The 26776-nt window shown below is 73.3% G+C and carries 24 protein-coding genes and 3 pseudogenes; 8 read left to right on the top strand and 19 right to left on the bottom strand.

Annotated elements, in window-relative coordinates; all coding sequences use genetic code 11:
* Nucleotides 1-2: 2 nt before the first annotated feature.
* From O7618_RS19575 to O7618_RS19600, 6 genes are all read right to left on the bottom strand, one after another.
* Nucleotides 3-1445: a magnesium chelatase gene (locus O7618_RS19575; protein ID WP_278107559.1), complete on the bottom strand. Its 1443-nt coding sequence runs from the start codon at nucleotides 1443-1445 to the stop codon at nucleotides 3-5.
* Between the two features lie 77 nt (nucleotides 1446-1522).
* Entirely contained in the window at nucleotides 1523-2581 is a 1059-nt protein-coding gene (locus O7618_RS19580) for a hypothetical protein (protein ID WP_278107560.1), read from the bottom strand.
* Between the two features lie 73 nt (nucleotides 2582-2654).
* Complete coding sequence (locus tag O7618_RS19585) at nucleotides 2655-3305, bottom strand: response regulator transcription factor (protein ID WP_278107561.1); 651 nt, start codon at nucleotides 3303-3305, stop codon at nucleotides 2655-2657.
* Nucleotides 3302-4552 carry a histidine kinase gene (locus O7618_RS19590; protein WP_278107562.1) on the bottom strand — a complete coding sequence of 417 codons (1251 nt, stop codon included), beginning with the start codon at nucleotides 4550-4552 and terminating at the stop codon, nucleotides 3302-3304. The genes O7618_RS19585 and O7618_RS19590 overlap by 4 nt, the downstream gene beginning before the upstream one ends.
* Nucleotides 4553-4612: 60 nt before the next feature.
* Nucleotides 4613-5110 carry a hemerythrin domain-containing protein gene (locus O7618_RS19595; protein ID WP_278107563.1) on the bottom strand — a complete coding sequence of 166 codons (498 nt, stop codon included), beginning with the start codon at nucleotides 5108-5110 and terminating at the stop codon, nucleotides 4613-4615.
* 4 nt (nucleotides 5111-5114) lie between these two features.
* Nucleotides 5115-6086 carry an aldo/keto reductase gene (locus O7618_RS19600; RefSeq protein WP_278107564.1) on the bottom strand — a complete coding sequence of 324 codons (972 nt, stop codon included), beginning with the start codon at nucleotides 6084-6086 and terminating at the stop codon, nucleotides 5115-5117.
* 416 nt (nucleotides 6087-6502) lie between these two features.
* On the opposite strand from O7618_RS19600, the gene O7618_RS19605 reads away from it, so the two are divergent.
* Nucleotides 6503-6757, top strand: coding sequence for a hypothetical protein (locus O7618_RS19605; RefSeq protein ID WP_278107565.1), 255 nt, complete (start codon nucleotides 6503-6505; stop codon nucleotides 6755-6757).
* A gap of 27 nt (nucleotides 6758-6784) precedes the next feature.
* Here O7618_RS19605 and O7618_RS19610 read toward each other — a convergent pair whose 3' ends face one another.
* Both O7618_RS19610 and O7618_RS19615 read right to left on the bottom strand, forming a co-directional pair.
* On the bottom strand, nucleotides 6785-7360 hold the full coding sequence (locus O7618_RS19610) for a hypothetical protein (RefSeq protein ID WP_278107566.1): 576 nt from the start codon (nucleotides 7358-7360) through the stop codon (nucleotides 6785-6787).
* Between the two features lie 156 nt (nucleotides 7361-7516).
* Nucleotides 7517-7645, bottom strand: a complete 129-nt coding sequence (locus O7618_RS19615; RefSeq protein ID WP_278107567.1) for a hypothetical protein — start codon at nucleotides 7643-7645, stop codon at nucleotides 7517-7519.
* Between the two features lie 309 nt (nucleotides 7646-7954).
* Here O7618_RS19615 and O7618_RS19620 point away from each other — a divergent pair.
* Together O7618_RS19620 and O7618_RS19625 are read left to right on the top strand one after the other, a co-directional pair.
* Nucleotides 7955-8723 (top strand): annotated as a pseudogene (locus tag O7618_RS19620) (Scr1 family TA system antitoxin-like transcriptional regulator).
* A complete protein-coding gene (locus tag O7618_RS19625; protein ID WP_278110075.1) occupies nucleotides 8720-8914 on the top strand; it encodes a DUF397 domain-containing protein in 195 nt (64 codons plus the stop codon). The pseudogene O7618_RS19620 and the gene O7618_RS19625 overlap by 4 nt, the downstream one beginning before the upstream one ends.
* 49 nt (nucleotides 8915-8963) lie before the next feature.
* On the opposite strand, the gene O7618_RS19630 is transcribed toward O7618_RS19625, so the two are convergent.
* The 3 genes from O7618_RS19630 to O7618_RS19640 all read right to left on the bottom strand — a co-directional run bounded on the left by O7618_RS19630 (nucleotide 8964) and on the right by O7618_RS19640 (nucleotide 10261).
* The gene (locus tag O7618_RS19630) at nucleotides 8964-9092 is read right to left on the bottom strand and encodes a hypothetical protein (protein ID WP_278107568.1); all 129 of its coding nucleotides are present in this window, start codon (nucleotides 9090-9092) and stop codon (nucleotides 8964-8966) included.
* 250 nt (nucleotides 9093-9342) lie between these two features.
* On the bottom strand, nucleotides 9343-9492 hold the full coding sequence (locus O7618_RS19635; protein ID WP_278107569.1) for a hypothetical protein: 150 nt from the start codon (nucleotides 9490-9492) through the stop codon (nucleotides 9343-9345).
* 622 nt (nucleotides 9493-10114) lie between these two features.
* Complete coding sequence (locus O7618_RS19640; protein WP_278107570.1) at nucleotides 10115-10261, bottom strand: hypothetical protein; 147 nt, start codon at nucleotides 10259-10261, stop codon at nucleotides 10115-10117.
* A 225-nt stretch (nucleotides 10262-10486) separates the two neighbouring features.
* Here O7618_RS19640 and O7618_RS19645 point away from each other — a divergent pair.
* Nucleotides 10487-11293: pseudogene (locus O7618_RS19645) on the top strand (aldo/keto reductase); the annotation flags it as partial.
* Between the two features lie 39 nt (nucleotides 11294-11332).
* Here the strand turns inward: O7618_RS19645 and O7618_RS19650 are convergent.
* A complete protein-coding gene (locus O7618_RS19650) occupies nucleotides 11333-12253 on the bottom strand; it encodes a lytic polysaccharide monooxygenase (RefSeq protein ID WP_278107571.1) in 921 nt (306 codons plus the stop codon).
* Between the two features lie 162 nt (nucleotides 12254-12415).
* Between O7618_RS19650 and O7618_RS19655 the strand changes: the two genes are divergently transcribed.
* Entirely contained in the window at nucleotides 12416-14491 is a 2076-nt protein-coding gene (locus O7618_RS19655; protein ID WP_278107572.1) for a DUF4153 domain-containing protein, read from the top strand.
* Between the two features lie 53 nt (nucleotides 14492-14544).
* Here O7618_RS19655 and O7618_RS19660 read toward each other — a convergent pair whose 3' ends face one another.
* The 3 genes and pseudogenes from O7618_RS19660 to O7618_RS19670 all read right to left on the bottom strand — a co-directional run bounded on the left by O7618_RS19660 (nucleotide 14545) and on the right by O7618_RS19670 (nucleotide 17884).
* Nucleotides 14545-15888: a SpoIIE family protein phosphatase gene (locus O7618_RS19660; protein ID WP_278107573.1), complete on the bottom strand. Its 1344-nt coding sequence runs from the start codon at nucleotides 15886-15888 to the stop codon at nucleotides 14545-14547.
* Between the two features lie 10 nt (nucleotides 15889-15898).
* Nucleotides 15899-16996: a PAS domain-containing protein gene (locus tag O7618_RS19665; protein ID WP_278107574.1), complete on the bottom strand. Its 1098-nt coding sequence runs from the start codon at nucleotides 16994-16996 to the stop codon at nucleotides 15899-15901.
* A 131-nt stretch (nucleotides 16997-17127) separates the two neighbouring features.
* Nucleotides 17128-17884, bottom strand: a pseudogene (locus tag O7618_RS19670) (AraC family transcriptional regulator).
* A 71-nt stretch (nucleotides 17885-17955) separates the two neighbouring features.
* On the opposite strand from O7618_RS19670, the gene O7618_RS19675 reads away from it, so the two are divergent.
* The gene (locus tag O7618_RS19675) at nucleotides 17956-18444 is read left to right on the top strand and encodes an anthrone oxygenase family protein (protein ID WP_278107575.1); all 489 of its coding nucleotides are present in this window, start codon (nucleotides 17956-17958) and stop codon (nucleotides 18442-18444) included.
* 62 nt (nucleotides 18445-18506) lie between these two features.
* On the opposite strand, the gene O7618_RS19680 is transcribed toward O7618_RS19675, so the two are convergent.
* The 3 genes from O7618_RS19680 to O7618_RS19690 form a co-directional block, all read right to left on the bottom strand.
* Nucleotides 18507-19394 (bottom strand): hypothetical protein, encoded by an 888-nt coding sequence (locus O7618_RS19680; RefSeq protein WP_278107576.1) that lies wholly within the window; start codon nucleotides 19392-19394, stop codon nucleotides 18507-18509.
* 37 nt (nucleotides 19395-19431) lie between these two features.
* Nucleotides 19432-20154: a hypothetical protein gene (locus tag O7618_RS19685; protein ID WP_278107577.1), complete on the bottom strand. Its 723-nt coding sequence runs from the start codon at nucleotides 20152-20154 to the stop codon at nucleotides 19432-19434.
* Between the two features lie 84 nt (nucleotides 20155-20238).
* Complete coding sequence (locus O7618_RS19690) at nucleotides 20239-23001, bottom strand: BTAD domain-containing putative transcriptional regulator (RefSeq protein ID WP_278110076.1); 2763 nt, start codon at nucleotides 22999-23001, stop codon at nucleotides 20239-20241.
* 205 nt (nucleotides 23002-23206) lie between these two features.
* Between O7618_RS19690 and O7618_RS19695 the strand changes: the two genes are divergently transcribed.
* Nucleotides 23207-24532: a glycoside hydrolase family 18 protein gene (locus O7618_RS19695; RefSeq protein ID WP_278107578.1), complete on the top strand. Its 1326-nt coding sequence runs from the start codon at nucleotides 23207-23209 to the stop codon at nucleotides 24530-24532.
* Between the two features lie 211 nt (nucleotides 24533-24743).
* On the opposite strand, the gene O7618_RS19700 is transcribed toward O7618_RS19695, so the two are convergent.
* Nucleotides 24744-25199: a DUF3592 domain-containing protein gene (locus O7618_RS19700; RefSeq protein ID WP_278107579.1), complete on the bottom strand. Its 456-nt coding sequence runs from the start codon at nucleotides 25197-25199 to the stop codon at nucleotides 24744-24746.
* 169 nt (nucleotides 25200-25368) lie between these two features.
* On the opposite strand from O7618_RS19700, the gene O7618_RS19705 reads away from it, so the two are divergent.
* Nucleotides 25369-26196 carry an IS5 family transposase gene (locus tag O7618_RS19705; protein ID WP_278107580.1) on the top strand — a complete coding sequence of 276 codons (828 nt, stop codon included), beginning with the start codon at nucleotides 25369-25371 and terminating at the stop codon, nucleotides 26194-26196.
* The last annotated feature ends 580 nt before the right edge of the window (nucleotides 26197-26776 follow it).

The raw sequence follows: 26776 nt of genomic DNA on the forward strand, positions 1-26776 counted from the left end.
GGTCAGCCCCGGCCGCCGTAGACGGTGCGCCCGGAGTCGGTGAGGTCCTTGCCCAGCCGGCGGGTCAGGTGCAGCCCTTCCAGGACGAACTCGACGCCGGCGGCGGCCTCCTCCGGCCTGGGCGCGTCGCCGAGGCCGAGCCGGTCGAGCACCTTGGCCAGCCCCGGCACGGTGCCGACCTGACGCAGCAGCTCCGCCGAGGAGACCAGCTCACCGGTCTCGATCACGGCGCCCTCGGCGACCAGCGCGGTGAAGCCGGACAGGTCCAGCCCGGCCAGCCGGGCCCGGAACGTCTCGGCGGTGGCGGTCCGCAGCAGGTGCCCGAGCACCTCGATCTCGCGCCCCTCCTCGCCGCTCTCGAACTCCACCTTGCCGCGCAGCGTGGAGGTCACCGAGGTGGCGTCGCCGACGCGCGCCACGGGCGCCTCGGCCGAGCCGGAACCGGCGGCGAGCAGGCCGGAGCGGCGCAGCGCGGCGGCGGCGACGGTCTCCGCGGCGGCGATGGCGAACCGGGCGGAGACGCCGGAGCGCGGGTCCACCGACGGCGACTCGCGCACCTCGCGGGCGAACCGGGCGAGCACCTCCAGCACGTGCTCCGGCACGTCGGCGACCAGCTCGGCCTCCTGCCGGATCAGGGCCAGCTCCACCTCCAGGTCGAGCGGGTAGTGGGTGCGGATCTCGGCGCCGAAGCGGTCCTTCAGCGGGGTGATGATCCGGCCCCGGTTGGTGTAGTCCTCCGGGTTGGCGCTGGCCACCAGCAGCAGGTCCAGCGGCAGCCGGAGCTGGTAGCCGCGCACCTGGATGTCGCGCTCCTCCAGCACGTTGAGCAGCGCCACCTGGATGCGTTCGGCCAGGTCGGGCAGCTCGTTGACGGCGAAGACGCCCCGGTTGGTGCGGGGCACCAGCCCGAAGTGGATGGTCTCCGGGTCGCCGAGGGTGCGCCCCTGGGCGAGCCGCACCGGGTCGACGTCGCCGATCAGGTCGCCGACGCTGGTGTCCGGGGTGGCGAGCTTCTCACCGTAGCGCATCGCGCGGTGCAGCCAGCCGATCGGCAGGTCGTCGCCGGCCGACTCGACGAGCGCCCGCGACGCCGGGGTGAGCGGGTGCATCGGGTGTTCGTTGAGCACCGAGCCGGGGAGCACCGGCGTCCACTCGTCGAGCAGCGCGCCGAGCGAACGGATGAGCCGGGTCTTGCCCTGCCCGCGCTCACCGAGCAGCACCATGTCGTGGCCGGCGAGCAACGCCCGCTCGACCTCGGGCAGCACCGTGTCCTGATAACCGACGACGCCGGGGAAACGGTCCTCGCCGGCGCGCATCCGGGCGAGGAGGTTCTCGCGAAGCTCCTGCTTGACCGTGCGGTAGCGGTGACCGGTCGCGCGCAGCGCGCCGAGCGTGCCGGGCAGCTCGGCGGGCGGGACCGGGGAGATCTGGGTGTGAACGCTCACCGCACCACGCTAGCTCGGATTTCCCGCACCGCCCGGTGGTCGGTCCCGCCCCGTGACCGGGACCGACCACCAGTGGGTCAGCGCCCGCAGCGCCGGCAGACGCCGCGGCGGCGCAGCAGGTAGGCGTACGTGGCCGCGCCGAGCGCGACACCCCAGAGCGGCCAGAGCAGCATGGGCAGCGTGGTGAGGCTGAGTCCGCCGGTCAGCTCCCAGAACCGGGGGGCGGTGACCAGCCCGAGGGAACCCGCGGTGACCGCGAGCGCGACGAGCGTGGCGGGCACGACCGCGAGCGACACCGGCACCCGGCGGCCGGCCAGGCCGACGGTCCACCGGGGGAACCGCTCGCCCCAGGGGCGGACCAGCCCGAGCGTGAGCACCGCCCCGACCAGCGCGAAGGCGGCCAGCCCGGCGCCCGCCCAGACGAGCCCGGTGTCGCGCATCTCGTCGAGGAAGTCGCGGGAGATGCCGAGCGGGATGCCGGCGGCCCAGGCGAGCCGGGTCAGCGCGTACAGGGCGGGGATGACCGCGGCGGTCCAGGCCGCCCGGCGGCCCCAGCGCGCCGCGGCGGCCGCGGTGGTCCAGCCTTCGACCGCGTCGTCCCGGCCGCAGGCGGCGCAGGCCCCGGCGGTACGGCGTTGCCAGCCGAGCACGGTCAGGGCGAGCAGCACCCCGCCCGCCATCGCGGCGGCCTTGCACAGCAGCGTCCAGGTGAACGCGTCGGCGTAGTCGACGGGCGGCCAGCCGAACGGCGCGCCGACGAGCAGGATCGGCGCGTAGCCCAGGGTGATCAGCACCCGGGTGTCCGGCACCACCACGGCCAGCACGAACGCGACCGTCCAGCCGTAGCCGAGCAGCAGCGCGCGCAGCGGTCGGGACGGGTGGGCGACCGGACCGGCCGTGGCCAGCGCGACGATCGCGGCGGTGAGCAGCAGCGCCGCGAACAGCGCCGGCCCGACCGACTCCGGCACCAGCCGGAGCAGGTTGACCTCGCGGTCCCGGTCGTGGTGGCCGAACGGATAGCCGGCCCCGGTCACGGTGCAGATCAGGGCGAGCACGCCCCAGAGCGCGAGCCAGCCGACGGCGAGCGGCGCGGTCCGGGACCGGTGACGGGTCGGTGCGAGCAGCGTGGCGGTCATGGTTCGAGCGTCGCCTCCCGGCGCTCCGGAACCCTCCCGTGGCGGGGTGAGCCGCCTCCCCCGCCCGGGGGACTCAGCCGGTCGGGACCACGAACCCCGACTCGTACGCGGCGATCACCGCCTGGGTGCGGTCCCGCACCCCGAGCTTGGCGAGCACGTTCCCGACGTGGGTCTTGACCGTCTCCACGCCGAGCACCAGCCGGGCGGCGATCTCCGGATTGGAGAGCCCGGCCGCCATCAGCCGCAGCACCTCGCCCTCCCGCTCGGTCAGCCGGGCGGCGTCCAGCCGGTCCCCGCCGCGCCGCCCGTACGCGCCGACGAGCTGCCGGATGGCGGCCGGGAAGAGCAGCGACTCGCCGGCCGCCACCACCCGGATCGCCTCCACCACCTCGCCCGGGCGGGCCCGTTTGAGCAGGAATCCGCTCGCGCCGGCGCGCAGCGCCTCGTAGACGTACTCGTCGTTGGCGAACGTGGTGACCACCAGCACGCGCGGCGGGTCGGCGGAGGCGGCGAGCAGCCGGCGGGTGGCCTGGATGCCGTCGATGGCCGGCATCCGCACGTCCATCAGCACCACCCGCGGTCGCAGCCTGGCCACCAGCGGCGGCACCTCCGCGCCGTCCGCCGCCTCGCCGACGACGCGCAGGTCCGGCTGGGCGTCGACGATGGCCCGCAGGCCGACCCGGATCAGCTCGTCGTCGTCGACGACGAGCACGTCGATGGTCACCCGCTCTCCTCCCGGGGCGCCGGCAGGGTGGCCCGGACCCGCCAGCGCTCCCCGTCCGGGCCGGCGTCGAGCCGCCCGCCGAGCAGCAGCACCCGTTCCCGCATGCCGTCCAGCCCGCGCCCGCCACCGGTCGCCCGGGCGCCGCCACGCACGGCGTTGACCAGCTCGATCTCCAACCCCTCCGGGGGTACGCCGACCCGCAGCGTCACCGGCCCCCGGCCGTGTCGGGCCGCGTTGGTCAGCCCCTCCTGCACGATGCGGTAGCCCTCGCGGGACACCACCGCGGGCAGCGCGTCCAGCGGACCGCCGACCCGGGAGTCGACCGCCAGCCCGGCGGCCCGGGCGGCGGTGACCAGCCCGTCCAGCCCGGCCAGGGTGGGTTGCGGCGCGGTGGGCGCCGGCCGCCGCCCGGCGTCGCCGTCGCGGAGCAGCCCGAGCACCTGGTCGAGGTCGTCCATGGCCCGCCTGCTGGTCTCCTCGATGGCCCGCAGCGCCCGCCTGGTGAACTCGGGGTCGGTGTCGAGCAACTCCCGCGCGGCCCCGGCCTGGAGCGTCGCCACGGTCAGCGCGTGTCCCACCGAGTCGTGCAGCTCCCGGGCCAGCCGGTTGCGCTCGGCCAGCCGCACGGCGCGGGCCTCCAGCGCGGCGATCCGCTCGGCCTGGGCCGGGCCGAGCAGCACCGGCGCCATCGAGGCGGCGAGCGCGCCCAGCCCGGCCACCGCGTAGCCGAGCGCGACGAGCACGACCATCCCGGCCAGCCCGGCCGGCACCGGGCGGGCCGGGTCGAGCGGGCCGAACCGCTCGCCCGGCCCGGCCCCGGTGTCGATCCCGGTCAACCCGACGAGGAACACGAGCGCCATCGGGAACGCGCTGATCGCGGCGAACAGCACCGCCGCGCCGGTGCCCAGGTGCATGGCGATCCAGAGCGCGGACCGCAGCCGGGTCTCCCGGTCGACGCGGTGACCCGGCAGCGGCTCCGGCAGGTCGACCGCGAGCAACGCCCGGGCGGCGGCGATCTCCAACGCCCGGCTGCCGGCCAGGAACACCGGCACCACGGCCAGCCCGGCGCCGACCAGCAGCAGCCCGAACCCGAGCGGCCGTGGCACCTCAGTGCTGGTCAGCAACTGCGCGAACGCGACGGCCAGCAGCACGTAGGGCAGCGCGAGCACGCCGCCGAGGAGCAGGAACACGGCACGTCGCCAGGTGCTGCCGCGCACCAGCGGCGCGAACACCACCCGGACCGTCATCCGGTCATTGTCCCGCCGCCACCGGCCGCGCGACTCCCCCGCGCCGGGGAGATCGGCCGATCAGCGGTGCTCGCGCACGTAACCCTGCGGGTCCTTGTCGCGGAACGGCAGGTCCCGGCCGTTCTTGTGCTCGCCGTAGAACGTCAGCCAGCGCGCCCCCAGCTCGGCCCGCAACTCCACGCTCGCGTGCCGGCGGAAGTCGGGCAGCGCCTCGTCCTCCTCCTCGGCCAGGTGCTCACTGTTCTCCTTGCGCGCCTCACCCACGGCCGCCCACCAGGCGTCCGAGCCGACCTCGTGCAGCTTGGCCTCGGCGATCGCGTCGCGGATCTTGTTGTGGTCGCCGATCGCGTCGGCGGTCTCGTCCTCGCCGTCGTCGCCGTGCTTCACCAGGTGCGGATAGAGGATCGCCTCCTCCGCCTCGGCGTGGATGTCCAGGTGCAGGGCGAGCGCCTCCCAGACCGCCAGCATCTCGGCCGGGTCGCGCGCGTCGTCGAGTCGGGCGAAGCCGCGCCGGAAGGCGGCGTGGTCGTCGAGGATCAGTGCGGTGATGTCGTCCATGCGGTCACTTCTTTCCCAGTCGGGCGCGGATCATCCGGGGCACCGCGGCCAGGCCGGTGACCGGCCGGAACGCGTGCGCGGCGGCGACCAGCGCGGCGTACTCGTCGTCGGTGAGGTCGATGTCGGCGGCGGCGGCGTTGCGTTCCATCTGCTCCACCCCGGACGCGCCGGGGATCGCCACCACGTTCGGGTGCCGCAGCACGTAGGCGAGCGCGATCTGGCTGGGCGTGGCGTCGTGCGCGTCGGCCACCTCGCGCAGGGTGGCGACCAGCTCGGTGCCGCGTGCCAGGTTCTCCGGCAGGAAGTACGGGTTGGCCCGGCGCACCGCCCCGGCCGGCGGGTTGGTGGCGTCGTAGCGGCCGGAGAGGAACCCCTGCGCCAACGGGCTGTAGGCGATGACGATCCGGCCGGCCTGTTCCGCGTACGGGATCAGATCGCCTTCGGGGCCGCGGTCGATCATGCTGTAGCGGACCTGGTTGCTCAGCACCCGGCGGCCCAGCGCGGCCTCGGCGAACCGCCACCGGCGCAGGTCGTAGTTGCTGACCCCGACCTCGCCGACCAGCCCGACGTCCTGCAACGAGCGCATGCCGCGCATGGTGGTGGTGTCGGCGACCACCGGGTTCGCCTGGTGCACCTGGTAGAGGTCGATGCCGTCGACGCCGAGCCGGGCCGCGGAGGCGACCGCCCGCTGCTGCACCACCGGGGCGACCGGGAGCAGCGGGAAGATCTTGCTGGCCACCACCACCTTGCCCCGGTCGTCACCGAGCGCCGCGCCGAGGATCCGTTCGCTGCGGCCGAAGCCGTACAGCTCGGCGGTGTCGAAGAGGGTGACCCCGAGGTCGAGCGCCCGCCGCACGATCTCGGCCGCCCGGCGCTCGTAGTCGGGGCCGTAGCCCCACTCCCGGGAACCGAACTGCCACGTGCCGAGGCCGATCTTGGAGATGGGCTTGGGGGTGTCGAGCCGCACGAAACGCATGTCGACGACGCTACCCGCGCCGGTGGCACCGCACGCCTGTTCGCCGGGCGCGGCAGAATGATCGGGTGGCCTACCTCGCCAGCGACGACCGTTACGACTCGATGCACGTTTCCGTGGAATGCCGCAAGTTTCGTCAGTTCTGGTGAGTATACCTAGCGAGGGAGAGAGAACTAAGAACTAACCGGGGATGACGGAACTTCGTCAGTTCCACGGAAAACCATCACTCGCTTTTGCCACGCCTCTGCCCCGGCGCTGCCCCCGGCGTCGTTCAGCGGCGGCACCCGCTCACCCGGCGCGTGTAAACAGGCCCGCCCCAGGTCGTCCCTCACGGGGGAAGGAGACGGCCCCAGGGCGGGCGGCTCAGGTGGCGCGGGTCGGTGTCAACGTGGCGCGAGGCTGGGTGCCATGCTGGCGGTATGAGCGAGCTAACCCGGGAAGAGCTGCTTACGCTGCTTCAACTGGTGGTGCGACTTCAAGGTGAGGTGATGCTGAAGCTTCTGGGGGACGGGTCCGTCCGCCACCTCGCCAACTCCTTTGACGGCTTCGACGAGCTGCCGTCGGCGGAATCGGACTCTGCCCGGTTGATTCAGGGGCTAGAGCGCTTGGGCCCCCGCTTGCGGCTGGCGCTGGGGGAGATCGTGCACCCCGACGAGGCCCGGCCGCTGACGTGACCGAGCCTCGCTGCGCGCTAGCGGGGGTTACCGCTGGCGAAGTCCTCCGCCCCCGCCCGAGGCGGACAGGGTCACGCAGGCGTAGTGGCTGGCGGTCACCTTGGCCGTGTTCCCGTTGGACGAGACATAGTAGTAGGCGAAGCCGATCGTGTCCACGCAGTACTTCACGGTGCTGGTGGCGGGCCACCGCACGCCGTAGCTCGGGCCGGTCCGGTCGCAACTGGTGATCGGACCGGTTGCGCCCGTGCCGGAGTTGCTGCCGGTCTTGACGATCGATCCGCCGTTGTCGCGGATCTTCCACTCCAGGTTGAGCTTCCGGTACGCCCGGTTGCTGGTCGCCCACCCGCTCGACAGGCCGGTCGTGTAGACCGTGGCGTCGCAGATCTTCACGCCGCTCTGGACGGCGCAGATGGGGGTGCCCTGGTAGATCGTGCCGCGCACGTTGCCAGCGGCGGGCGGCGGCCAGGTGGAGAACGACGACGGCTTGACGGCGGCCCCGGCCGATCCGGTCATCAGCGCCAGTGCCGCGATGCAGACGGCCATCCCGGTGACGGCGGCCCGCATCAGTCGCGCGAAGGTGCGGGGTGTGCTGCAGGGGTGCATAGAAAGCCCTTCTGTGCTCTCGCTGCGGATGGGGGATTCCTTATTCGCGTTGCGTGCTGGTAGGGCCTAAGGCGTGTGCGGCAAGGTCGTCTCCGTCCGATAGCGGGGGCCGGTTCGGCGTGCGGCCGGCGGACGGGAACGGCAGCATCGACGAGATCACCACCGGCCCCCGTTCGCGCGGAACGTCTGGGCCGGCGTCAGGTTGCCGACCCGGCCCGGGGCCATCACGGGAAGATCGTCGGCCGGCTCGGTGGCCGTCGGGTAGCCATGGCTCGGGACAGTCATGGTCGGGAAGACCTCAGTCGGAGCGGTAGCCCACGCCGGGCGCTGCGGTACCGGGCGCGGGCCGGGCTTCGGCGAATCGGGGTCACAGCGCCACAACCGGAGTCGCATGGTGGTGTCTCCTTCGCGGTGGCCTTATGTGGGGCCGCTCCGCTGACCCTCGGAGCGGCCCCGATACGTACACGATCGCCGGGCTACTCACCTCCACCGGCCGCGCCGTCTACAGAGCACCTGCCGGAGGGTTGCCGTCCAAACACACTCCGTAAGACAATGTCTTTCGGGCATCTGGTTTGGGACGGAATTGAGCCCGCAATGAATCACTCGTTCGTCGCAGCGACGACCGAGACAGGGCAGATACCCGAAAGCCTCGCAGCTCAGCTCGCCGTAGACCCGAAGACGGTCGCCCGCTGGGCAAACCCAGGACACATCCCGCAGAGTCGGCACCGCGCGAAGGTCGCTCAGGCTTTGGGGCGGGAGGTTCCCGACCTCTGGCCGGATGTCCAGAAGCGACGCGAGTCGGTGTGGTTCCGGCCATGGACCGAGCACGAACGCGACGCGCTCACCCTGCGGTGGTTCGAGCTGGCATGGGTACCCGGCCTCCTTCAGACCGAGGCACACGCGCGGGCCACCCTCGCGGGCGAAACGCTGACCGGCGAGGGAGGTCGACCGGCTGGTCTCCGCGCGCATCGGCCGCCAGTCCGTCCTACGCCGCGAACGCTCGCCCCTGCTGACCGCCGTTATGGACCAGGGGGTCCTTCACCGGACGGCCGGCGGGGACCGGGCCATGATGCGGGCCCAGTGCGACTACCTCGCCGAGTGCGCCGAGCTGCCATCGGTGCAGATTCTCATCGTGCCGTCGTCCGTCGGCATGTACGCGGGCCTGGGTGGGGCGTTCATCCTGGCTGACCTGCCCGACGGTTCGCGGATGGCGCACGTAGACGGCCAGGCCAGCGCGCAAATCATCGACGCGAAGGCGGAAATTGCTACCCTTGACCGGCGGTGGTCCCGTATCACTGGAGACGCGCTTCCGCGAGCGCTGTCACTAGAACTCATCAGGAAAGCGGCCGAAGCATGGACGTGACCGGCGCGCAGTGGTGCAAGAGCACGAAGAGCGGCAACAACGGCGGTGCGTGCGTGGAGGTCGCCGACAACCTTTCCGGTGTCGTCCTGGTTCGTGACACCAAGGACCGCGAGGGCGGAACGCTCGCCTTCCCGCCGTCCGTGTGGGCGAGCCTCGTCAGCATGGCGAAGGAGATCGGCCCGCTCGGCTGACTCACGTACGGCAGGAGCCCCGGCGATTCGCTCGGGGCTCTCGCGTGGGTCAACGGTTGAGCAGCGACCGCCAGGCGGCGAAGCCGGCATCATCGGGCCGCAGCACTTCATAGCCGGCGGGCACCGGGCCGTCCGGCGTCAGGGTCATCCGGCGGACCAGGATTGACCCGTCCGGCATCCGGCGCGGGGATCGGGCCGGGCGGCGGCCACGGGTTGCTCTTGGTAGGGCATGGGCGGAACTCCGGGGTGTCGGGCGTATCGGTACGGTACCCAGCATGGGTTCTCTCAGGCCGTGGCATGTTGCCACGCTTTGCTGTCTCGTCTCGTCCGCCGCGCTCATTGGCGGCGTGCTCTGGCTGCTGGCTAAGCGGAGGAACCGCGGATAGCCGGGGCCGACCGGTGACGTTCCGGCCGACCCCGGCGGGCGGTCAAGCGGTGGCCGGGGCGGCGGCCATGGCCGGGCGGATCGCGGCCAGGTGCCGGCGGGCAAGCTCCCGCATGTGGTCGTAGCTGCCGACGGCGGCGATGACGGTTACGGCCACCGTCCCGGCCAGCGAGGCGACGCGGCGGGCGTTCACAGGTCACCGGCCAGCGCTTCGGAGCGGCAGGGGCCGCAGTTGCCGGCAGGGGATCCCCGGTGCCGCGCACAGTGCGCGGCGGTGGGGTTGGGGGAAGGGCTGCGCCGCGATGCGAGCGCTTGCCCTCTTGGTTATTGATGGGCAAGGACGGTTCGTAGGACGGGGGCGTCCGGCCGCTCGGTCGTGTACGTCCGGTCGCTCGGTCGCCTACGTCCGCCCCCGCCCGGTGCTGTAGCGGGAGGACGCGGCCGTACGGTCGGTTATCCACAGGCTCCGGCGTCTCGGTCGGGCGGCCCGACTGCGGCTCCGCGAACGGGTCGAGCGCGCCGGGAAGCGGCCGACGGCGCTCCGTCGCCAGGTCATAGACAACGGGCCGGCGGTCCGCCGTGTGCCGCTGGTCGCCGCGCCGGATCAGGCCGAGCCGTAGCAGCTCGTCCAGGTCACGCCGGGCCGACCGGACCGACCGGACCGACTTGCGGGCGTATTGCGCAAGACGCTCCTGAGACGGGAACGCCGCGCGGCCGTTGGCGTGCGCGTGGTTAGCGAGGCGATCAGCACCGCGAGGCACTGCGGCGGCACGTCGGGGCGTCACTGAGCGCCCACGACACAGCTTCGATGCTCATCAGGCAGCCGCCCCGGCGAACACCTCGGCCAGGGCCACCACCGGCACACCGGCATACGCGGCGGCGACCGGTTCGGCCAGCGCCGAGCAGTCGCCAACTGTGACGACCAGCTCAGCGGCGTACACCGCCGCACGATCGGCGGCCATCGCGTCGAGCAGCCCGTAGCGTCCAGCCCGGCGGACGGGGTCGCGGTGGTCACGGCACAGCCGGCGGCTGTCAGCAGGGCGGCGGCGCTGTTCAGCGCGGCGGAACGGTCAGCGGCGGCGCACAGGCACCATGTGGTCACTGGTCGGGGGCTCCGTCCCGATCTGCGGCCCCGGCGGTGGTAGGACACCCCGGGGCCGAACCGTCGGCGAGGCCGAAACTAGGTTCACTACGGCTTGCCGCCGGGCGCGGCGGAGGAGGCGTTCGGCCGGCTACTCGCCACCGACCTCAAGGCCCACCGGGACGAGCTGGTGGTGTCCAGCAAGGCCGGCTACCTGATGTGGCCCGGCCCGTACGGCGAGTGGGGCTCCCGGAAGTACCTCATCTCGTCGCTGGACCAGTCGCAGCGCCGGCTGGGTCTGGACCACGTCGACATCTTCTACTCGCACCGGTTCGACCCGGACCCGCCGCTCGAGGAGACGATGGGCGCGCTGGACACCATCGTCCGCTCGGGGCGGGCGCTCTACGTCGGCATCTCGAACTACGACTCGGAGCAGACGCTGCGGGCCGCCGAAATCCTCCGCGACCTGGGCACGCCGCTGCTGATCAACCAGCCGTCGTACTCGATGCTCAACCGCTGGACCGAGGCCGACGGGCTGCGGGACACGCTGGCGCGGGTCGGCGCCGGCTGCATCGCCTTCAGCCCGCTGGCCCAGGGTCTGCTCACCGACCGCTACCTGGGTGGCATCCCGGCCGACTCGCGCGTGCGCACCAGCGCCTTCCTCAACGAGAGCGACCTGGACGAGGCGACCATGGCGACCATCCGCGCGCTCGCCGAGGTGGCCCGCCGGCGGGGGCAGACGCTGGCGCAGCTCGCCCTGGTGTGGGCACTGCGGAACCCGCGGATGACCAGCCTGATCATCGGCGCGAGCAGCGTCGCCCAGTTGGCGGGAAACGTCGCCGCGCTGGACGGTCTGGACCTGGCCGGCGAGGACCTGGCCGAGATCGACCAGATTCTCGCCGGAGCGCGGTGACGGCCCCGCCGGTCGACCGCGTCGACCGGGCAGCCGGCCTCACCAGATCCGGCGCCGTCCGGCACGGTGGTTGCGGACCCCGCAGGGCCGTCCGGGGGGCGGACCGCCAGCGCGCCGCAGGCGCAACCCGACCACGGCCGCGAACAGCACCGTGAGCCCGACGACCGCCGCGCCGACGAGCATCGGCCGGGAGAGCGGGCCGGTCTCGGTCACCGCCGCCACCGGCACCCCCGCCGGCTCGCCGCCGGTCGCCGACTCCGAGCGGGTACGCGGGGCCGCCGCGCTCGCCGCCGGTGTGCCCGACCGGGTGACCCGCGTCCCCGAACCGCCCTGGGCGGCCCGGAAGACCACGTCGGCGCAGGAGTAGTAGGTGTCCTGGGTGTTGGAGTTCTGCCAGATGACGTAGATGACGTGCCGGCCCGTGCGCCCGGTCGGCAACCGCCCCGGCATCTCGTACGCGCCGTCGCGGATCGGCGGGTCGGTGACCGCGAGGAACGGCTTGGTCTCCACGTCGGCCCAGGTCAGCCGCTGCGGCGGGGCGTACGAGTCGGTGGTGACGTAGAACCGGAACGTGCCCCGGTGCGGGATCGTGGTGCGGTAGCGGAAGGTGTGCCGGGCACCGGCGGTGAGCGTGGTGGCCGGCCAGTCGGCCCGGGGCAGGTCCAGCCCCCGGTAGGCGGAGAGCCCGCCGCTGCACAGCTCGCCGTCCGGGATGCGCTCCCGGTCGCGCCCGTCGATCCGGGCCACCCGGATGGTGTCCCACTCGCGGACCGCCGCGCCGGCGGCGATCGCCGCCCGACAGGCGGGCGTCGCGGCCCGGCCGCCTTCCGGTCCGCACGCCGCTGCCCGGCTCATCGGGCTGGTCGGCGCCCCGTGGGCACCCGCCGGTGCGGCGGTGAGCAGCAGCATCGCGGCGACGGCGACGGCGGCGAACGCGGCGAACGCGCGGCGTGTGCTCATGTGATCGACCTCCCGCGCACTGGTACGTGCCGAAGGCGGCAAAGGTTCGATGCCGCCGGTGCCACGACCGGTCAGGCTCGGTCGGCCGAACGGAAGACCGGGGCGGCGGGGCGACCGGAGTGGGCCCTACAGTGACGGCACCCTGTGATCAAGGAGCGCGCCTTGCCCGAGCCGGCACAGCCTTCCGAGCCCCCCCGCATCCCCCCGGCGGACGGGTCCCCGCCCGGTGAGATCCCGCCCGGCGCCCGGCCGTACCTGCTGGTGCTGCCCACGACGGAGGGCGCGCCGCCGCCGGTGGCGTGGCCCGGCGCGGCGGGTGAGCCGGCCTGGGCCATCCCGGTCAGCGTGCCGCCCGGCACGCTGGGCTACGCGCTGTTCGTGCCGCTGGTCCCACCGGTCCCGGCCGGCGTGCCGGCGCAGCCGTCCGCGCCGGCCGTCGAGTCCCGGCCGGACCAGCGCTCCGCCGGGGCCCCCGCACCGGGCAGCGCGGCCGGGCCCGTGCAGTCCACCCCGGCACCGCCCGGTCCACAAGCCACCCCGGCGCCGCCGAACCCGCATGGCCCCCCGGCGCCCTCCGGTCCGCAGGCGGCCCCGCCAGTGGCCGGTCAAACCGCCCCGGCGCCGTCCGGCGCAACGCTGCCGCCGGGGACCGGGCCGGCGTACCAGGACGTCCGGCCCTGGGCCAACTACCCGCCACCGCCGGGCTGGGCCCCCCGACCGCCGAAGCCCCGCACCTCCTTCCTCGGCGCGACGTGGCCCGGGCCGAAACCGGCCACCGGCCGGGCGGTGCCGCTGGCGGTGCTGGCCGGGGCGCTCGGCAGCGCGGTCTTCGTGCCGCTGGGCCGCGTCGGCGTCGGCTGGTTCCTCGGCTGGCTCACGCTCACGCTCGGGGTGCTGCTGGCGGTCCGCACCCGGACCGCCGAGCTGCCCCGCGCCGACCGGCTGATCCGGGCCGGCTGGGCGGCGGCGGCCCTGGCGCTGCTCGCCGTGCCGGCGTTCCGCAACGCCTGGTGGCTGGTGACGTTCTGCGTGCTCGGCGCGCTGGGCTGCGCCACCCTGGCGATCGTCGGCGGCCGGCTGGTCCGCTCCATCCTGTTCGGCCTGTTCGCCACGCCCTTCGCGGCGCTGCGCGGCCTGCCCTGGGTCCGCCGGCACGTCGCCGCCTCGCCGGAGGCCGGCGCGGTCCGCAAGGTCACCGTCTCGGTGGCCGCCACGCTGGCCGTGCTTGTCGTCTTCGGCAGCCTGCTCGCCTCGGCCGACGCGGCGTTCTCCGAGGCGGTGGGCGCGCTCGTGCCCGACGTCGACCTCGGCGTGGTGTTCCGGGGCCTGTTTCTGGCCGCGGTAGGCGGGCTGATCGCGGTCGCCGCGGTCTACACGCTCGCCGCCCCGCCCGAGCTGTCCACCGTGGACTGCACGAGCGAACGCCGGCTCAGCCTGCTGGAGTGGGCGCCGGCCATCGGGGCGCTGACCGTGCTCTTCGCCGGCTTCGTGGTGGTGCAGTTCACCACGCTCTTCGGCGGGCAGCGACACGTGCAGCGGGTCGCCGGGCTCAGCTACGCCGAGTACGCGCGCAGCGGCTTCTGGCAGCTGCTCTTCGTCACGCTGCTGACCGTGGCGGTGCTCGGCGGCGTGACCCGCTGGGCCGGCCGCGAGCGGCCGATCGAGCGCACGCTGCTGCGCGTGCTGCTCGGGCTGCTCAGCGCGCTGAGCGTGGTGATCGTGGTGTCCGCGCTGTCCCGGATGTGGACCTATCAGAAGGTCTACAGCTTCACCGGCGAGCGGATCTTCGTGATGGCGTTCGAGATGCTGCTCGGCGCGGTCTTCCTGATGATCCTGGCCGCGGGCGTGCGGTGGCGGGGCCGGTGGATCCCGGGCACCACCGTGGCGCTGACCGTGGCGATGCTGCTCGGCCTGGCGCTGCTCAACCCGGAGGACTACGCCGCCCGGCGCAACACCCTCCGGTACGAGCAGACCGGCAAGATCGACGCCTGGTACCTGCGCGCGCTCTCCGCCGACGCCACACCGGCGCTCACCAAGCTCCCCGACCCGGTGCGTCGCTGCACGTTGAGCTGGATCGCCGACGAACTCGCCGAGCCCGACCCCTGGTACGCCTGGAACCTGGGCCGGCACCGGGCCCGCCAGGCCCTCGACCGGGTCGGCCCGGGCGCGGTCGGCGGCCCGAAGGACTGCCGCCGCGCGGACCAGTTCGACCTGCCGAAGACCCGGCGACCCCGCTGACCTCCGCCGCCCCGGGCCGCGCACGTCGTGGCCCGGGGCCCGGTTGGCCCTCCTCAGCCGCCGACGCGCAGCGCGAGGATCGCGATGTCGTCGGCGACCGGGCCGAGCTGGTAGGCGGCCACCCCGTCGCGCACCAGCTCGACCAACCGCCGCGGTTCGCCGTCGGGCGCGCCGCGCAGCAGTGCCACGAGTCGTTCCTCGCCGAAGAGGCCGCCCGGCCCGCGCGCCTCGATCACCCCGTCGGTGTAGAGCAGCACGGTGTCGCCCGCCGCCAGGGCCACCGACCGGTGCCCCAGCCGCACCTCGGGGAAGGCCCCCAGCAGCACACCGGGCAGGTTGATCACCTCGACCCGCCCGTCGGCCCGCCGGACCAGCGCCGGCGGGTGGCCACCCGAGGCCAGCTCCAGGTCGGCACCGCCGTCGCGCAGCCGCAGCCGCAGGCACACCACGCTGAGGAACCGGTCCACGTCCGGGTCGTTGCGCAGCCGGGCGTGCAACTGGCGCAGCGCGGTGGCCGGCTCGGCCAGGGCCGCGGTGATCCGCAGCGTGTGCCGGGCCAGGCCGGTGACGGAGGCGGCGTCCACGCCCCGGCCGGCCACGTCGCCGACCACGAGGACCCACTCCCGGCCGGCGGCGCCGTCGACCGGGAACACGTCGTAGAAGTCGCCGCCGACCCCGACCGAGTCACCGGCCAGGTAGACGGCGGCCAACTCCGCGCCGGGCACGTGCGGCAGCCGCGAGGGCAGCAGACTGCGTTGCAGGCGGACGGCGGTGGCGTGCTCCCGCTCGTAGAGCTGCGCCCGGGCGAGCGCCTGACCGGCCAGCCCGGCCAGGGTGACGAGGAAGGTGCGGTGCGCCGGCTCGAACTCCTGCGCGTCGGCGTACCCGAAGATGAGCACCCCGGCGGCGGTCCCTCGGCCGTGCAGCGGCACCATCGCCCACGACCGGTGCGGGCTGCGTCGCACCGCCTCGGCCACCTCGGGATAGTCGTCGACCAGGGGTCGGATGTCCGGGAAGAAGCGGGGTTCCTCGTCGCGGAAGGTCGCCGCGATCGGATGGACGGCGTCCCGCCCGACGGCCTTCCACCGTGCCGGTGGCTCCTGGCCGGTGGGCGCGAACCGGATCTGCCGGCCGCTCTCGTCCATCAGCGCGACGGCGGCGAGGGCCGCCTCGGCGGCCGCGCCGGCGCCGTCCCGGACCGCCTCGACCACCTCGGCCACGGAGGCCGCCTGGGAGAGCGCGGCGGTGAACTCCTGCACCCGGCGGGCCCGCAGCTTCTCCCGCCTGCGGCGGGTCACGTCGGTGACCAGGACGGCCACCGCACCGGCCCGGCCACCGCCGCCGGGCACGGCGAGGAAACTGCCGAGGTACGTCCGCCCCGCCCGGACGAACTCCACGTCGCGGACCTCACCGGCGGCCGAGATGATCCGCCACCGGGTGGCCGTCCCACTCCGCCAGGACGGCGTTGATCCGGAGGTAACGCAGGTCGGTGTCGAGCAACGCGACGCCGATCGGCGCGTTCTCGACGAGCGTGTCGAGCGCGGTGAGCATGGTGGCCCGCTCGGCGGTGACCTGCTCGACGCCGAGCGTCGCCCGGTCGGCCACCTCGTCGAAGACGGCCGCGACGCCGACCGGCCCGACCGGCGTCGCCCCGTGCACCGGGTAGTAGCTGCCCCGCCACCGTCGCCGGCCGGGCCGGCCCGGGGTGGCGCCGACGACGTCCAGGTTGACGATCGGTCGCCCCGTGTCGAGCACCTGCCGGAGCTGCCCGGCGAACGACTCGGGCAGGTCCGGCAGCACCTCGCGCAGGTGCCGCCCCACGTGGTCGGCGGCGGGCCGCCCGTTGATCTCGGCGGCCCGCTGGTTGACCGTGACGAAGCGCAAGTCCCGGTCCAGCACGCTCACCCCGACCGGCAGGTGGAGCAGGACCGTCGCCAGCAGCGCCTGGTCGATGGCGGTGCCCGTCGGCGCCCGCCCCAGAGCGGCCACCGGCGAGGGACCGGGCGGCCCGGGTTCGTCGGCGACCGGCCGGCGCGCGCCGTGCCGCAGACCGGCCGCGCGTACCCGCCGGGCGGCGGTCGCGGCGAGTGTCGTCGCCGCCGACGCCGTACCGGGCGGCACCACGCCACGGAAGCCGAGGCTGATCGCTCCGATGATCGTGCCGTCGGCGCCGGGATGCCAGAGCGGCGCGGCCACCAGACCCTCGACGTCGGCGGTCGGCAGGCTCGCGGTCGCCGGGAAGCGGATCAACCGATCCCGGAACGAGTCCGCCTCGATCACCTCGCCGGTGCGGGCGGCCCGGGAGATCCCGACCGGGGCGGCGAGCGGGAAGCGGGCCCAGGTCTCGGCCAGCTCGGGCACCATGCCGACCTGGTCGACCAGGTCGAGCTGCGTGCCGCCCGGGTCGAGCAGCACGAGGACCGCCACCTCCGCCCCGGTGCGCCGCAGGACGTCGGACGGAAGCAACTCACCGTCACCGACCGCGAGCCCGGTCCGATACGTCACGCTGCATTCCCCACCCGACCCCAGGGCCGAACGCACGGGCCCGAGCAGACGCTACCGCCGCCGGCACGTCCGGGCGAGCCTTCGCACACCGGGCCGCTCCGGGGCTGTCGGTCAGCTCACACGCGCTCCGGTCAGTCGGCCCTGCCGGGCCCGTCGACGTGCTGACGCGGGCTCACGCCGTAGCGGCGTTTGAAGGCGGTGCTCAGCGCGAACGAGCTGCCGTAGCCCACCCGGCGGGCCACCGCGCCGACCGTGGTCCCGGGCTCGCGCAGCAGGTCCGCCGCGAGCGCCAGCCGCCACCCGGTGAGATACGACATGGGCGGCTCGCCGACCAGCCCGGTGAAGCGCCGGGCCAGCGCCGCCCAGCACCGCCTCCTGACCGAGGTCGTCCTTGACGATCTCGGCGGCCAGCAACGGGACCAACGGCGAGTCCCAGGACGCGTGCGGGACGACCGCGAGCGTCGGCAACGCGTCCAACAGCCGCCGCCCGACCGCGCCCCGGATCGGGTACGTGCCGGTGAGCAGCACGGTCCGGCCGTCCGGGCCGTTGCCCCAGGTGCGTACGCCGAGGGTCGTCATCTCGAACAGCTCGCGCCCGTCCGGCGTGGTGCAGCGCTGGCCCGGGTGGATCACCACCTGCGGCGGCGTGGCCGGCTCGTCCGCGACGGTGTACGGGTCGGGGCCGCGCACGATCGCCACGTCACCGGCGCCGAGCGACACCGGTGTGCCGGCTCCGGGCACGATCCAGGCATCCCCGCGCACCACCGCGACCACGGTGAGCGGCGCCTCGTCCCGGATCAGCATCGACCAGGGCGGGGTCAGGATCGAGCGGAGCAGGAAGGCGCCCCGGGCCCGGGGCCCGTCGAGCAGGCCGGCGACGGCGTCCACGGAGACGATTACACACAGGATCGCCCGTCCTGGCCATGGGCCGTCTCACCGCGTGGCGGTGGGATGGACACATGCGACTCGTACAGCACCTGTCGTTGCTCGCGGCCACGGTCGGGGCCGGGTTGATGGCCGGGCTCTTCGCCGCCTTCGCCTACGCCGTGATGCCGGCGTTGCGGGGCGCCGACGACCGCACGTTCGTGGACGCCATGCAGCGGATCAACGTGACCATCGTCAACGGCCTCTTCCTGCTGGTCTTCCTGGGCACGCCGGTGCTCGCCGCGTTGTCGGCGTTCCTGGCCCGGCGGGGCGTGGGCCGGGCGGCGCTGCCGTGGATCGTCGCCGGGCTGGTCCTCTACCTGGTGATGTTCGCGGTCACCGCCGCGGTCAACGTGCCGCTGAACGACGCGCTCGCCGCGGCCGGCACGGCGGACTTCGCCGCCGCGCGGCAGCGGTTCGAGGCGTCCTGGGTGGCCTGGAACGTGGTCCGGGCGCTGGCGAGCACGGCCGGCTTCGGCGCGCTGTGCGGGGCGCTGCTGGTCACCGGCCGCCCGGTCGGTTGACGCGGTCGCGGCGACCCACCGCCGTCCGGGTCCGGACGGCGGTGGGTGACGGAGGCCGCCGGCTAGAACCCGCTCCACGGGCGGGCCGAGCACTTCCAGGTCTTCCCGTCGTCGTGCGAGACGCAGACCGCGAGCACCTTCCCGATGACCGGAAGGCTGAAGGTGAAGATGTGCGCCCGCGTCTTCGCGTACGGGACACCGGACTTCTCGGCCACGTCGACCAACGCCCAGTCGGGATCCGGTGCATCCACGGTCGCCACCCGCCGCAGCGATTCCACGGCCCCGCCGTCGAGGAGCGTCCTGACCTCGTCGGCCGAGGGCTCCCGGTCGCCGACCAGGGTGTCCACGGCGTCCGGTCCGGTGACGTCGACGCCGTTGGCCTTCTCGAAGGCACTCTTCACCCCGCCCACGGTGGTGTCACCGGTGAGGTCGAGGGTGAGGATCTGGTCGGCTCCCCGGCGCGACAGGAGGCATTCCCAGATGGACTTGCCGTTGGCGACGCACATGGTCAGACACCAGTCCCGACCGCCGGGCACCGACGAGGCGAAGATCAGCGACGTGGTCGCGGTCCCCCCGCCGTCGACACCGTCGTAGCTGCCGTCGGCGAGGTCGGCCATGGTCGTGTCGAGGATGCCACGGTCGCCCGGCATCGTGCCCACGACCTCGACGCCCTCGACCTTCTCGCCGGCGACGAGCGCTTCGAGCTGATCGCCGGTGAGGCTTCGACCCCCGGCGTCGATGGCCAGCACCGTGTCCAGGTCGCCGACGGGCCGGCCGGTCAGGTCCTCGAACTGTCGAAGCATCGTCCCCGGAGCGCCGGGGTGGTCGGTGATCGTCGTCCGCGCCTCCTCCTCGGCCGCCTGCGACGGGGAGTACGAGGCAGTCAGCGCGACGATCAGGGCCGCGGCGACGACGGTGGCGCGCCTGGTGATGTTCCGTGGAGCTGTCATTTCGTCCTCCTCGTTGTCTCGGTACGGTCGCGACGGCCTACCACCGGCACTCGAACACGGCGCCCACGCCGCTGGTCGACGGCCACCAGCGGCAGTGCCGGTCGATCCAGTCGTCGATCCCGCTGATCGTGTCCACGATCCACGCGAACACCGCCTTGATCGCGCCCCAGAGGCTGAAGTAGACGACAGTCGTCTCGGGTGTGCCGCCGGCCTCGTCGACGATGTCCTTCACCGACATGGCGGCATCCGGCTTCTCGACGGTGCCCAGCACCCGCACCCCGGTGTCGTCCTTGCCGGCCAGCAACGCCGCGACCTGCTCCGGGGTCCGCTGCTTGCCGTCGTCGACCGCCACGATCGCGCGATCGATCACCGTTCGCCCGCTGCCGGAGACGGCCTGCTCGATGGCGGCGATCTCGCCCAGCGTGAGGTCGCCGCCGAGCGCGGGGCCGGTGAAGCGGCGTACCGAGACGGCGCCGGACGGACTGATCCAGATCTCGTCCGACGTGATCATGTCGTCCGCGTCGAACGGCGCCCAGGCGAACGTCCACTTCCCGCCGACGCAGCGGAACTGGCCCTGCTCCCGGCCCTCGGGCTCGGTGCCGGTCCGGACGACCGTGCCCTGGTCGTCGGTGTACTGGACCACACAGTCGGTGTCCTTGTCCGGTGTCTCGTCGGTCCCGGCCACGGCTGCGGAGGACATGGCCAGCAACGTCCCGCTGACCACCCCGAGCACCGCGAGGCGGCGCGCCAAGCGATTCATCGCACACTCCATTCCTGGAAGGAATCTGGTGTCCGCAGCGTGCCGGGCCGCGCGGAAACGGCCCGGAAAGGACGTGGAAAGCGGTCAGCGACGGGGGGCGGCGTCGAGCTGTCGCAGGTCGGCGCGGATCGAGTCGGCGTCGGCGTCGCCGAGTTCGTCGAGGATGCTCAGCGCGCGGTGCCATGCGGCGCGGGCGGCGTCGAGATCCGCGAGTGCTCGGTGGCTGCCGCCGAGCTTGACGTACGTGCTCGCTTCGGCGTAGCGGTCGTGGACCTGCGTGAAGAGCTCCAGGGCGTGCTCGTAGCAGGCGATCGCCCGCCGGTCGTCCCCGAGCTGGTGTTGGGCGTGGCCGAGGCTGTCCCAGGTGTCGGCCTCGCCCTGCACGTCGTCCACCTCCCGCAGGATCCGCAGTGCCTCGCCGCACGATTCGAGGGCCCGGTGGTAGTTGCCGAGCAGCGCCTCCTGCCAGCCGACCGCGTTGAGCGTGTAGCCCAGCCCGGCCCGGTTGCCCGCCGCCCGGAACAGGGCCAGCGCCCGCCGGGAGTGGTCCAGCGCCTGCCGGTGGTGCCCCTGCCGCTCGGCCAGTTGACCGAGGTTCAGGCAGGTGTGTGCCCGCCCGGCGTCGTCGCCGACGTCGGTGAACAGGTCCAGTGCCTGGCCCAGGTGGTCGCCGGCCTCGTCGTACCGACGGAGCCGGGAGCAGGCGAGGCCGAGGCTGCGATGCGTGTGGGCCTGCCCGGCCCGGTCCCCGATCCGGGACGCGGCGGCGAGCGCGATCTGCTGGCTGCCGAGCCAGTCCTGCCAGTGCCCCTGCCGGTGCAGGAAGCCGGCCATGGTCCAGGCGAGCCGCCAGGCGTGTCCCTCGAACCCGGACCGCGCCGCGAGCGGCACCGCGGCGAGCAGGACGGGAAGTTCGGCGGTGAGCCACGCCGTGGCGGCCGCCTTGCCGGCGGGGCGTTCCGGCGTCACGCCCGCCCGGGGCGGCGCGAGGCTGATGTCGCTGAAGTGCGGATGCAGGGCCAGGTCGGCGGCGTACGCGGCGTGCAGGTAGTGGTCCAGCAGCCGGTGCACGGCGGTCCGGCGCTCGGCCGCCGGTTCGGCGGTGTCGGCGAGACCCGCGGCGTACGCGCGCAGCAGGTCGTGGAACGCGAACCGCCCGTAGGTGTGCTCGGTGAAGAGGTTAGCCCGGGTCAGCTCGGCGAGCAGCGGGCCGCTCCCCTCCCGGGCGACGCCGGCCAGGCTGGCCACGGCCGGGGCCGAGACGTCCGGGCCAGGATGGAGGCTCAGCAGCCGGAACAGCCGGATCGCGGGCGGGCTGAGTGTCCGGCACGACCAGGAGAAGACCGCCCGGACGTCGGTGACCTCGTCGCCACCGTGGAAGGCGTCCAGGTCGCCCAGCTCATCGGCGATCGCGGCCAGTGAGAAGTGCCGGTTGGTCGCGGCGCGGGACGCGACGACGGCCAGAGCGAGGGGCAGCCGCGCGCATCGGACGGCGATGTCGTCGGCCGCGCCGGGGTCGGCGTCGACCTGGCCGGCGCCCAGTCGACGGACCAGCATGTCCCGGGCTTCGTCGAGGCTCAGCAGGCCGAGGTTCACCGGTTCGGCGCTCTGGGTGACGACCAGCGGGACGAGTTGGTCGCGGCTGGTGACGACCGCGAGGCAGCCGGGCGAACCGGGCAGCAGCGGTCGGACCTGGTCCGCGTCTCGTGCGTTGTCCAGCACCACCAGCAGGCGCTTGCCCGCCACCGAGGTTCGGTACAGGCTCACCATGAGATCCGGTTCGGTGGGTATCCGCGCCGGCGGAACCCCGAGCGCCTCCAGGAACCCGTGCAGCACTCTGGCCGGCTCGGTCGGTGTGGCCGCCGGGTCGAAGCCACGCAGGTTGGCGTAGAGCTGCCCGTCGGGGAAGCGCGCCGCCGCACGGTGCGCCCAGTGCACGGCGAGCGCGGTCTTGCCGACGCCTGCGGTGCCGGACACCACCACCGCGCCGCCTCGCCCGGCGAGCGCGTCGAGCGTGGCGATCTCCGCGTCCCGCCCGGTGAACGTCGGCAGCGCGGGCGGGAGCTGCGCCGCCACCGGGGTGGGTGCCGGCACGGGCGCGGCTATCGCCGGGTCCTGCCGCAGGACGGCACACTCCAGGTCCCGCAGCCGCGGGCTCGGGTCGACACCGAGGTTCTCCCGGAGAGAGTCGCGCAGCCGGCGGTACGTGGCGACCGCCTCGCCCTGCCGGCCGTCCCGGTAGAGGGCGAGCATGAGCTGCGCGTGCAGGTGCTCGTCGAAGGGGTGCTGCCGGACCAGCCGTTCCAGTCCGGGGACGAGCCGGGCGTGCTCGCCGGCGGACAGCCGGGCCTCGACGAGCGCCCGTTCGGCGTCCAACCGCAGGCGGGCCAGGTATTCCGCCTGCTCCTCGAGCCATCCGGCGCCGGCCACGTCGGCCAGCGGCGGGCCACGCCACAGGGTCACCGCGGCGGTCAGGTGGGCCAGCTGTTCGGTCCGGTCCGCCGAGCGCCGGGCCAGGTCGAGCAGGTGCTCGGCGACCTGGACGTCCGTCGAGCCCGGCCCGGTGTCGAGCAGGTAGCCCGGCCGGCGGGCCACGATCGACCCGGGATCGCCGAGCACCGCGCGCAGGTAGGACACGTGGCGCTGCAGCGTGGTCGCGGCGGTGGCCGGTGGCTGCCCGCCCCACACCACCTCGACGAGCCGGTCCACGCTCACCACCCGACCCGCCCGCAACGCCAGGGTGGCCAGCACCGCACTGCGGCGTACGCCGTTGACCGCCTGCGGGCGGTCGGCGACGACCACCTCCACCGGCCCGAGCAGCCGGACGCGGACGCCCGCACCATCCATCGATCCCACCGAATCACGCTAATTCCCGGACCTGGCGGGCCCGATCCGTTCGTCGCGCATTGGACACCACCCGCGCGAGGAGGTGTGGTCCCCGCCGGTGCGTTCACGGCGGGGCCTTGACCCCGGCAAGAGCAGCACCCCAAACTTCTTCAACATCAGGAAAGTTTGTTCACTGTTTCGCATCGCCAACCGCCCGGGAGGGCACATGCGCGGAACGTTCCCCCGCCGGCTCGCCACCTTCGTCACCGCTCTGACCGTCCTCGCCGCCGGCACCCCGGTCGCCGCCGCCCAGGCCTCGCCATCCAGGGCGTCGCAGCCCGACGGCTTCCACCGGGTCGGCTATTTCACCCAGTGGGGCATCTACGGCCGGGCCTTCCCGGTCAAGAAGCTCGACACCTCCGGGGCCGCCGCGAGGCTGACCCACATCAACTACGCGTTCGGCGACGTCACCGCCGACGGGCTCTGCGCCTCGGGCGACGTCTGGGCGGACTACCAGCGCCCGGTGTCGGCCGAGGAGAGCGTCGACGGGGTCGCCGACGCGGCCGGCGAGTCGCTGAACGGCAACTTCGACCAACTGCGCAAGATCAAGGCGAAGCACCCCGGCCTGCGGGTGCTCCTCTCGCTCGGCGGCTGGAGCTGGTCGACGTACTTCTCCGACGCGGCCCTCACGCCGGCGTCCCGGCGGGCCTTCGTCACCTCCTGTGTGGACCGGTTCATCAAGGGCGACCTGCCGGTGGTCGGCGAGGTCGGCGGAGCCGGCTCGGCCGCCGGTGTCTTCGACGGCATCGACCTGGACTGGGAGTGGCCCGGCTCGGCGGGTGAGCCCGGCAACATCGTCCGCCCGGAGGACAAGCAGAACTTCACCGCGCTGGTCGCCGAGTTCCGCCGCCAGCTCGACGGCTACGGCCGGGTCACCCGCAAGCACTACGAGCTGACCGCGTTCCTCCCGGCCAACCCGGTCGCGATGGACGCCGGCTTCGAAACCAGGAAGATCTTCAAGGACCTGGACTTCGCCACCGTCCAGGGCTACGACTTCCACGGCACCTGGGAGCCGGTGACCAACCAGCAGTCCGCGCTGCGCCGGCCGCCCGCCGCTCCGGACAACCCGGACTTCACCGTCGATCGGGCCGTTGGCGGATGGCTCGACCGGGGCGCTCCGCGCGGCAAGCTGGTGCTCGGCATCCCCTACTACGGCCAGGGCTGGACCGGCGTGACCGGCGGCGGCAACGGCCTGTTCAAGCCGGCCACCGGCCCGGCGGCGGGCACCTGGGCGCCCGGCAACGAGGACTACAAAGTGCTCAAGAACCTGCCCGCGCGGGGCTACCGGGTGCACCGCGACCTGCGTGCCGGGCACGCCTGGCTCTTCGACGGCACCACCTTCTGGACCTACGACGACCCGGTCACCGTGCTGCAGAAGACGCTCTACATCCGCAAGGAGCGCCTCGGCGGGGCGATGGTCTGGTCGCTCGACGGTGACGACGACCGGGCCACCCTGACCCGGACGATCGCCGCCGGCCTCTGGACCCCCTGACCCACCCGCGCCGCCGCGCCGCCGCGCTTCCCGAGTGGAGACGCGGCGGCGCGGCCGTTCGAGGGCGCGGGCAGGCCGCGGCCAGATCAAGCAGAACGGCACCTCACGACGAGAGATGCCGTTTGAGGCGGTCTCACCATGAGTCGGCGACTCCGCGCGGACCTGCCGCCCCGACCAACGCCGAGGCGGCAGTCGGATCCCGCCAGACCACCTAATCGCGCCGAGGACCCGTTCTGATCAACGCGAGTGAGATCACGATTACGGCTAGGCCGAGGCTTGCCAGGACGGTCGGCGCCTGCAGGAGCAGATCCTCCGTCGCGTACCCGTCGGGCGTGGCAGCCCGGGTCGGATCCGTCCGGTCGACGCGTACGTCGAGTACCTCCCCGACGCGGAACTCACTCTCGTCGAGTTCGCTGGAGAACCGCTCCCGGTGCCGCACGCCGTCGAACGTGTAGTCCACAGTCAACCTCGTGGCGGCGAACGACCGGCTTATCCTGAACCGATCGACGTGGACCACGTGGCCCGTCGTCTCGGCGCCGACGCGAACCCGCTCGTCGATCGCCTGGTTCAGCCGCACGGTGAGCAGCATCCCCCCGGCGACCAGAAGGGTGCCCAGGGCAACCCAGAGGACCAGCTTCACCTCTCGCCGGCCGAACGGGCTCGCCACTGCCGGCCCTCCTAATTTCTCGGTTCACACCGGTCAGCTGCCGGGGGGAACTTCACATGTATCAGATCAAGTTCTTTCAGAGCGCGTTTGGTTTGTGGGTGGGTCGGGTGTGTCGCACAGTGGGTCCGGTCGATGGTTGTAGCCGGTTCGGTAGACAGGTATGGATCGAGTGCGGCGATACCCGTCTGACCTGACCGACGCCGAGTGGGAGATCATCGAGCCGATGCTGCCGTCCCCGCAGTGGATGGGCAGACCGGAGAAGCATCCACGGCGGGCGGTCATCGACGCCATCTTGTACGTGGTGCGCACCGGTTGCGCGTGGCGGTACCTGCCGGTGGACTTCCCGCCGTGGCAGACCGTGTACGCGCACTTCGCCCGGTTGAACAGGCGGGGTGTGACCGAGCGGATCCTGACCGAGTTACGCGAGCAGATCCGGGTGGCTCACGGCCGCGAGCCCGAGCCCACGGCGGGAATCATCGACTCGCAGAGCGTGAGAGGCGCCGACACCGTGCCACGGGACTCCCGCGGCTACGACGCCGGGAAGAAGATCAACGGCCGGAAACGGTTCATCGTCACCGACACCCTCGGCTTGCTGGTCACCGTCTGGGTACTCGCGGCGTCATGGCAGGACCGCGACGGCGCCAAAGGCGCCCTGCTCGCCACCTACGCGGCCACCCCCATCCGGCACGTCTTCGCCGACTCCGGCTTCGCCGGCCGTCTCGTCGACTGGGCCCGTGACCTGCTGCGCACGACCGTCGAGATCGTCCGCAAACCCGCCGACCAACGAGGGTTCGTCGTGCACCCACGCCGCTGGGTCGTGGAGCGGACCCTGGCCTGGCTCACCGCGCACCGCCGCCTGGCCCGCGACTACGAAACCCACCGCGCGACGTCCGAGGCCATGATCAGATGGGCTGCGCTCGGCGGCATGCTCCGCCGCCTTGCCCGAGGCGAAGCCGCCACCCGCCAACAACGCCTCACCTTCAACACACCCGACTGACAGCAATGTGAAACGCGCTCTGAGAAGGGGCGGCCGTTTATTGCAGGAACCTGAGGCGAAATAGCCGAGCGCCGGATCCGGCGGTTGCGCATCGGCGCCGACGGGCATCCCGAACGAGCACGACCAGCAGGCCAACCGCCACCGGCAAGGCAGCGGCGGTGGCAGACCAACCAAGGTCGACAGGCAGCTCCGCACCCGGCGCCTCCATCTACGTGCGGCAAGGCCACAGGCGAGGACGTCGCCCTCGGTGAACGGCGTGCCCCGACCTGCAGCAACTGGTGGACAGCGGCCAACAACAGGCTCGCCCTCGAAGATGTCATCTCAGTATCGCAAGCGTCCGCCGTCAGCACCGTGTCACACCTCGTACAGGCGCAGTGACGGCTGGGCCGACGAGACCTGCTGTCATCCAAGGGACAGTCAAGGCGAAGTGTCAACGACGGCGGGACTGAGTTGCGTCGATGCGACTGATGAGCAGCTGGATCGCTGTGACGGCCTGCGTACATCGGCCGGCACGTAGTCTTCAAGGCCCTCGGCTGCCGCCGAGTATAGGTAGGCCGGAGAACGAGCACGATAGCACGTA

The organism is Micromonospora sp. WMMD980 (genome assembly GCF_029626035.1).
In the GTDB taxonomy this organism is placed as follows: domain Bacteria; phylum Actinomycetota; class Actinomycetes; order Mycobacteriales; family Micromonosporaceae; genus Micromonospora.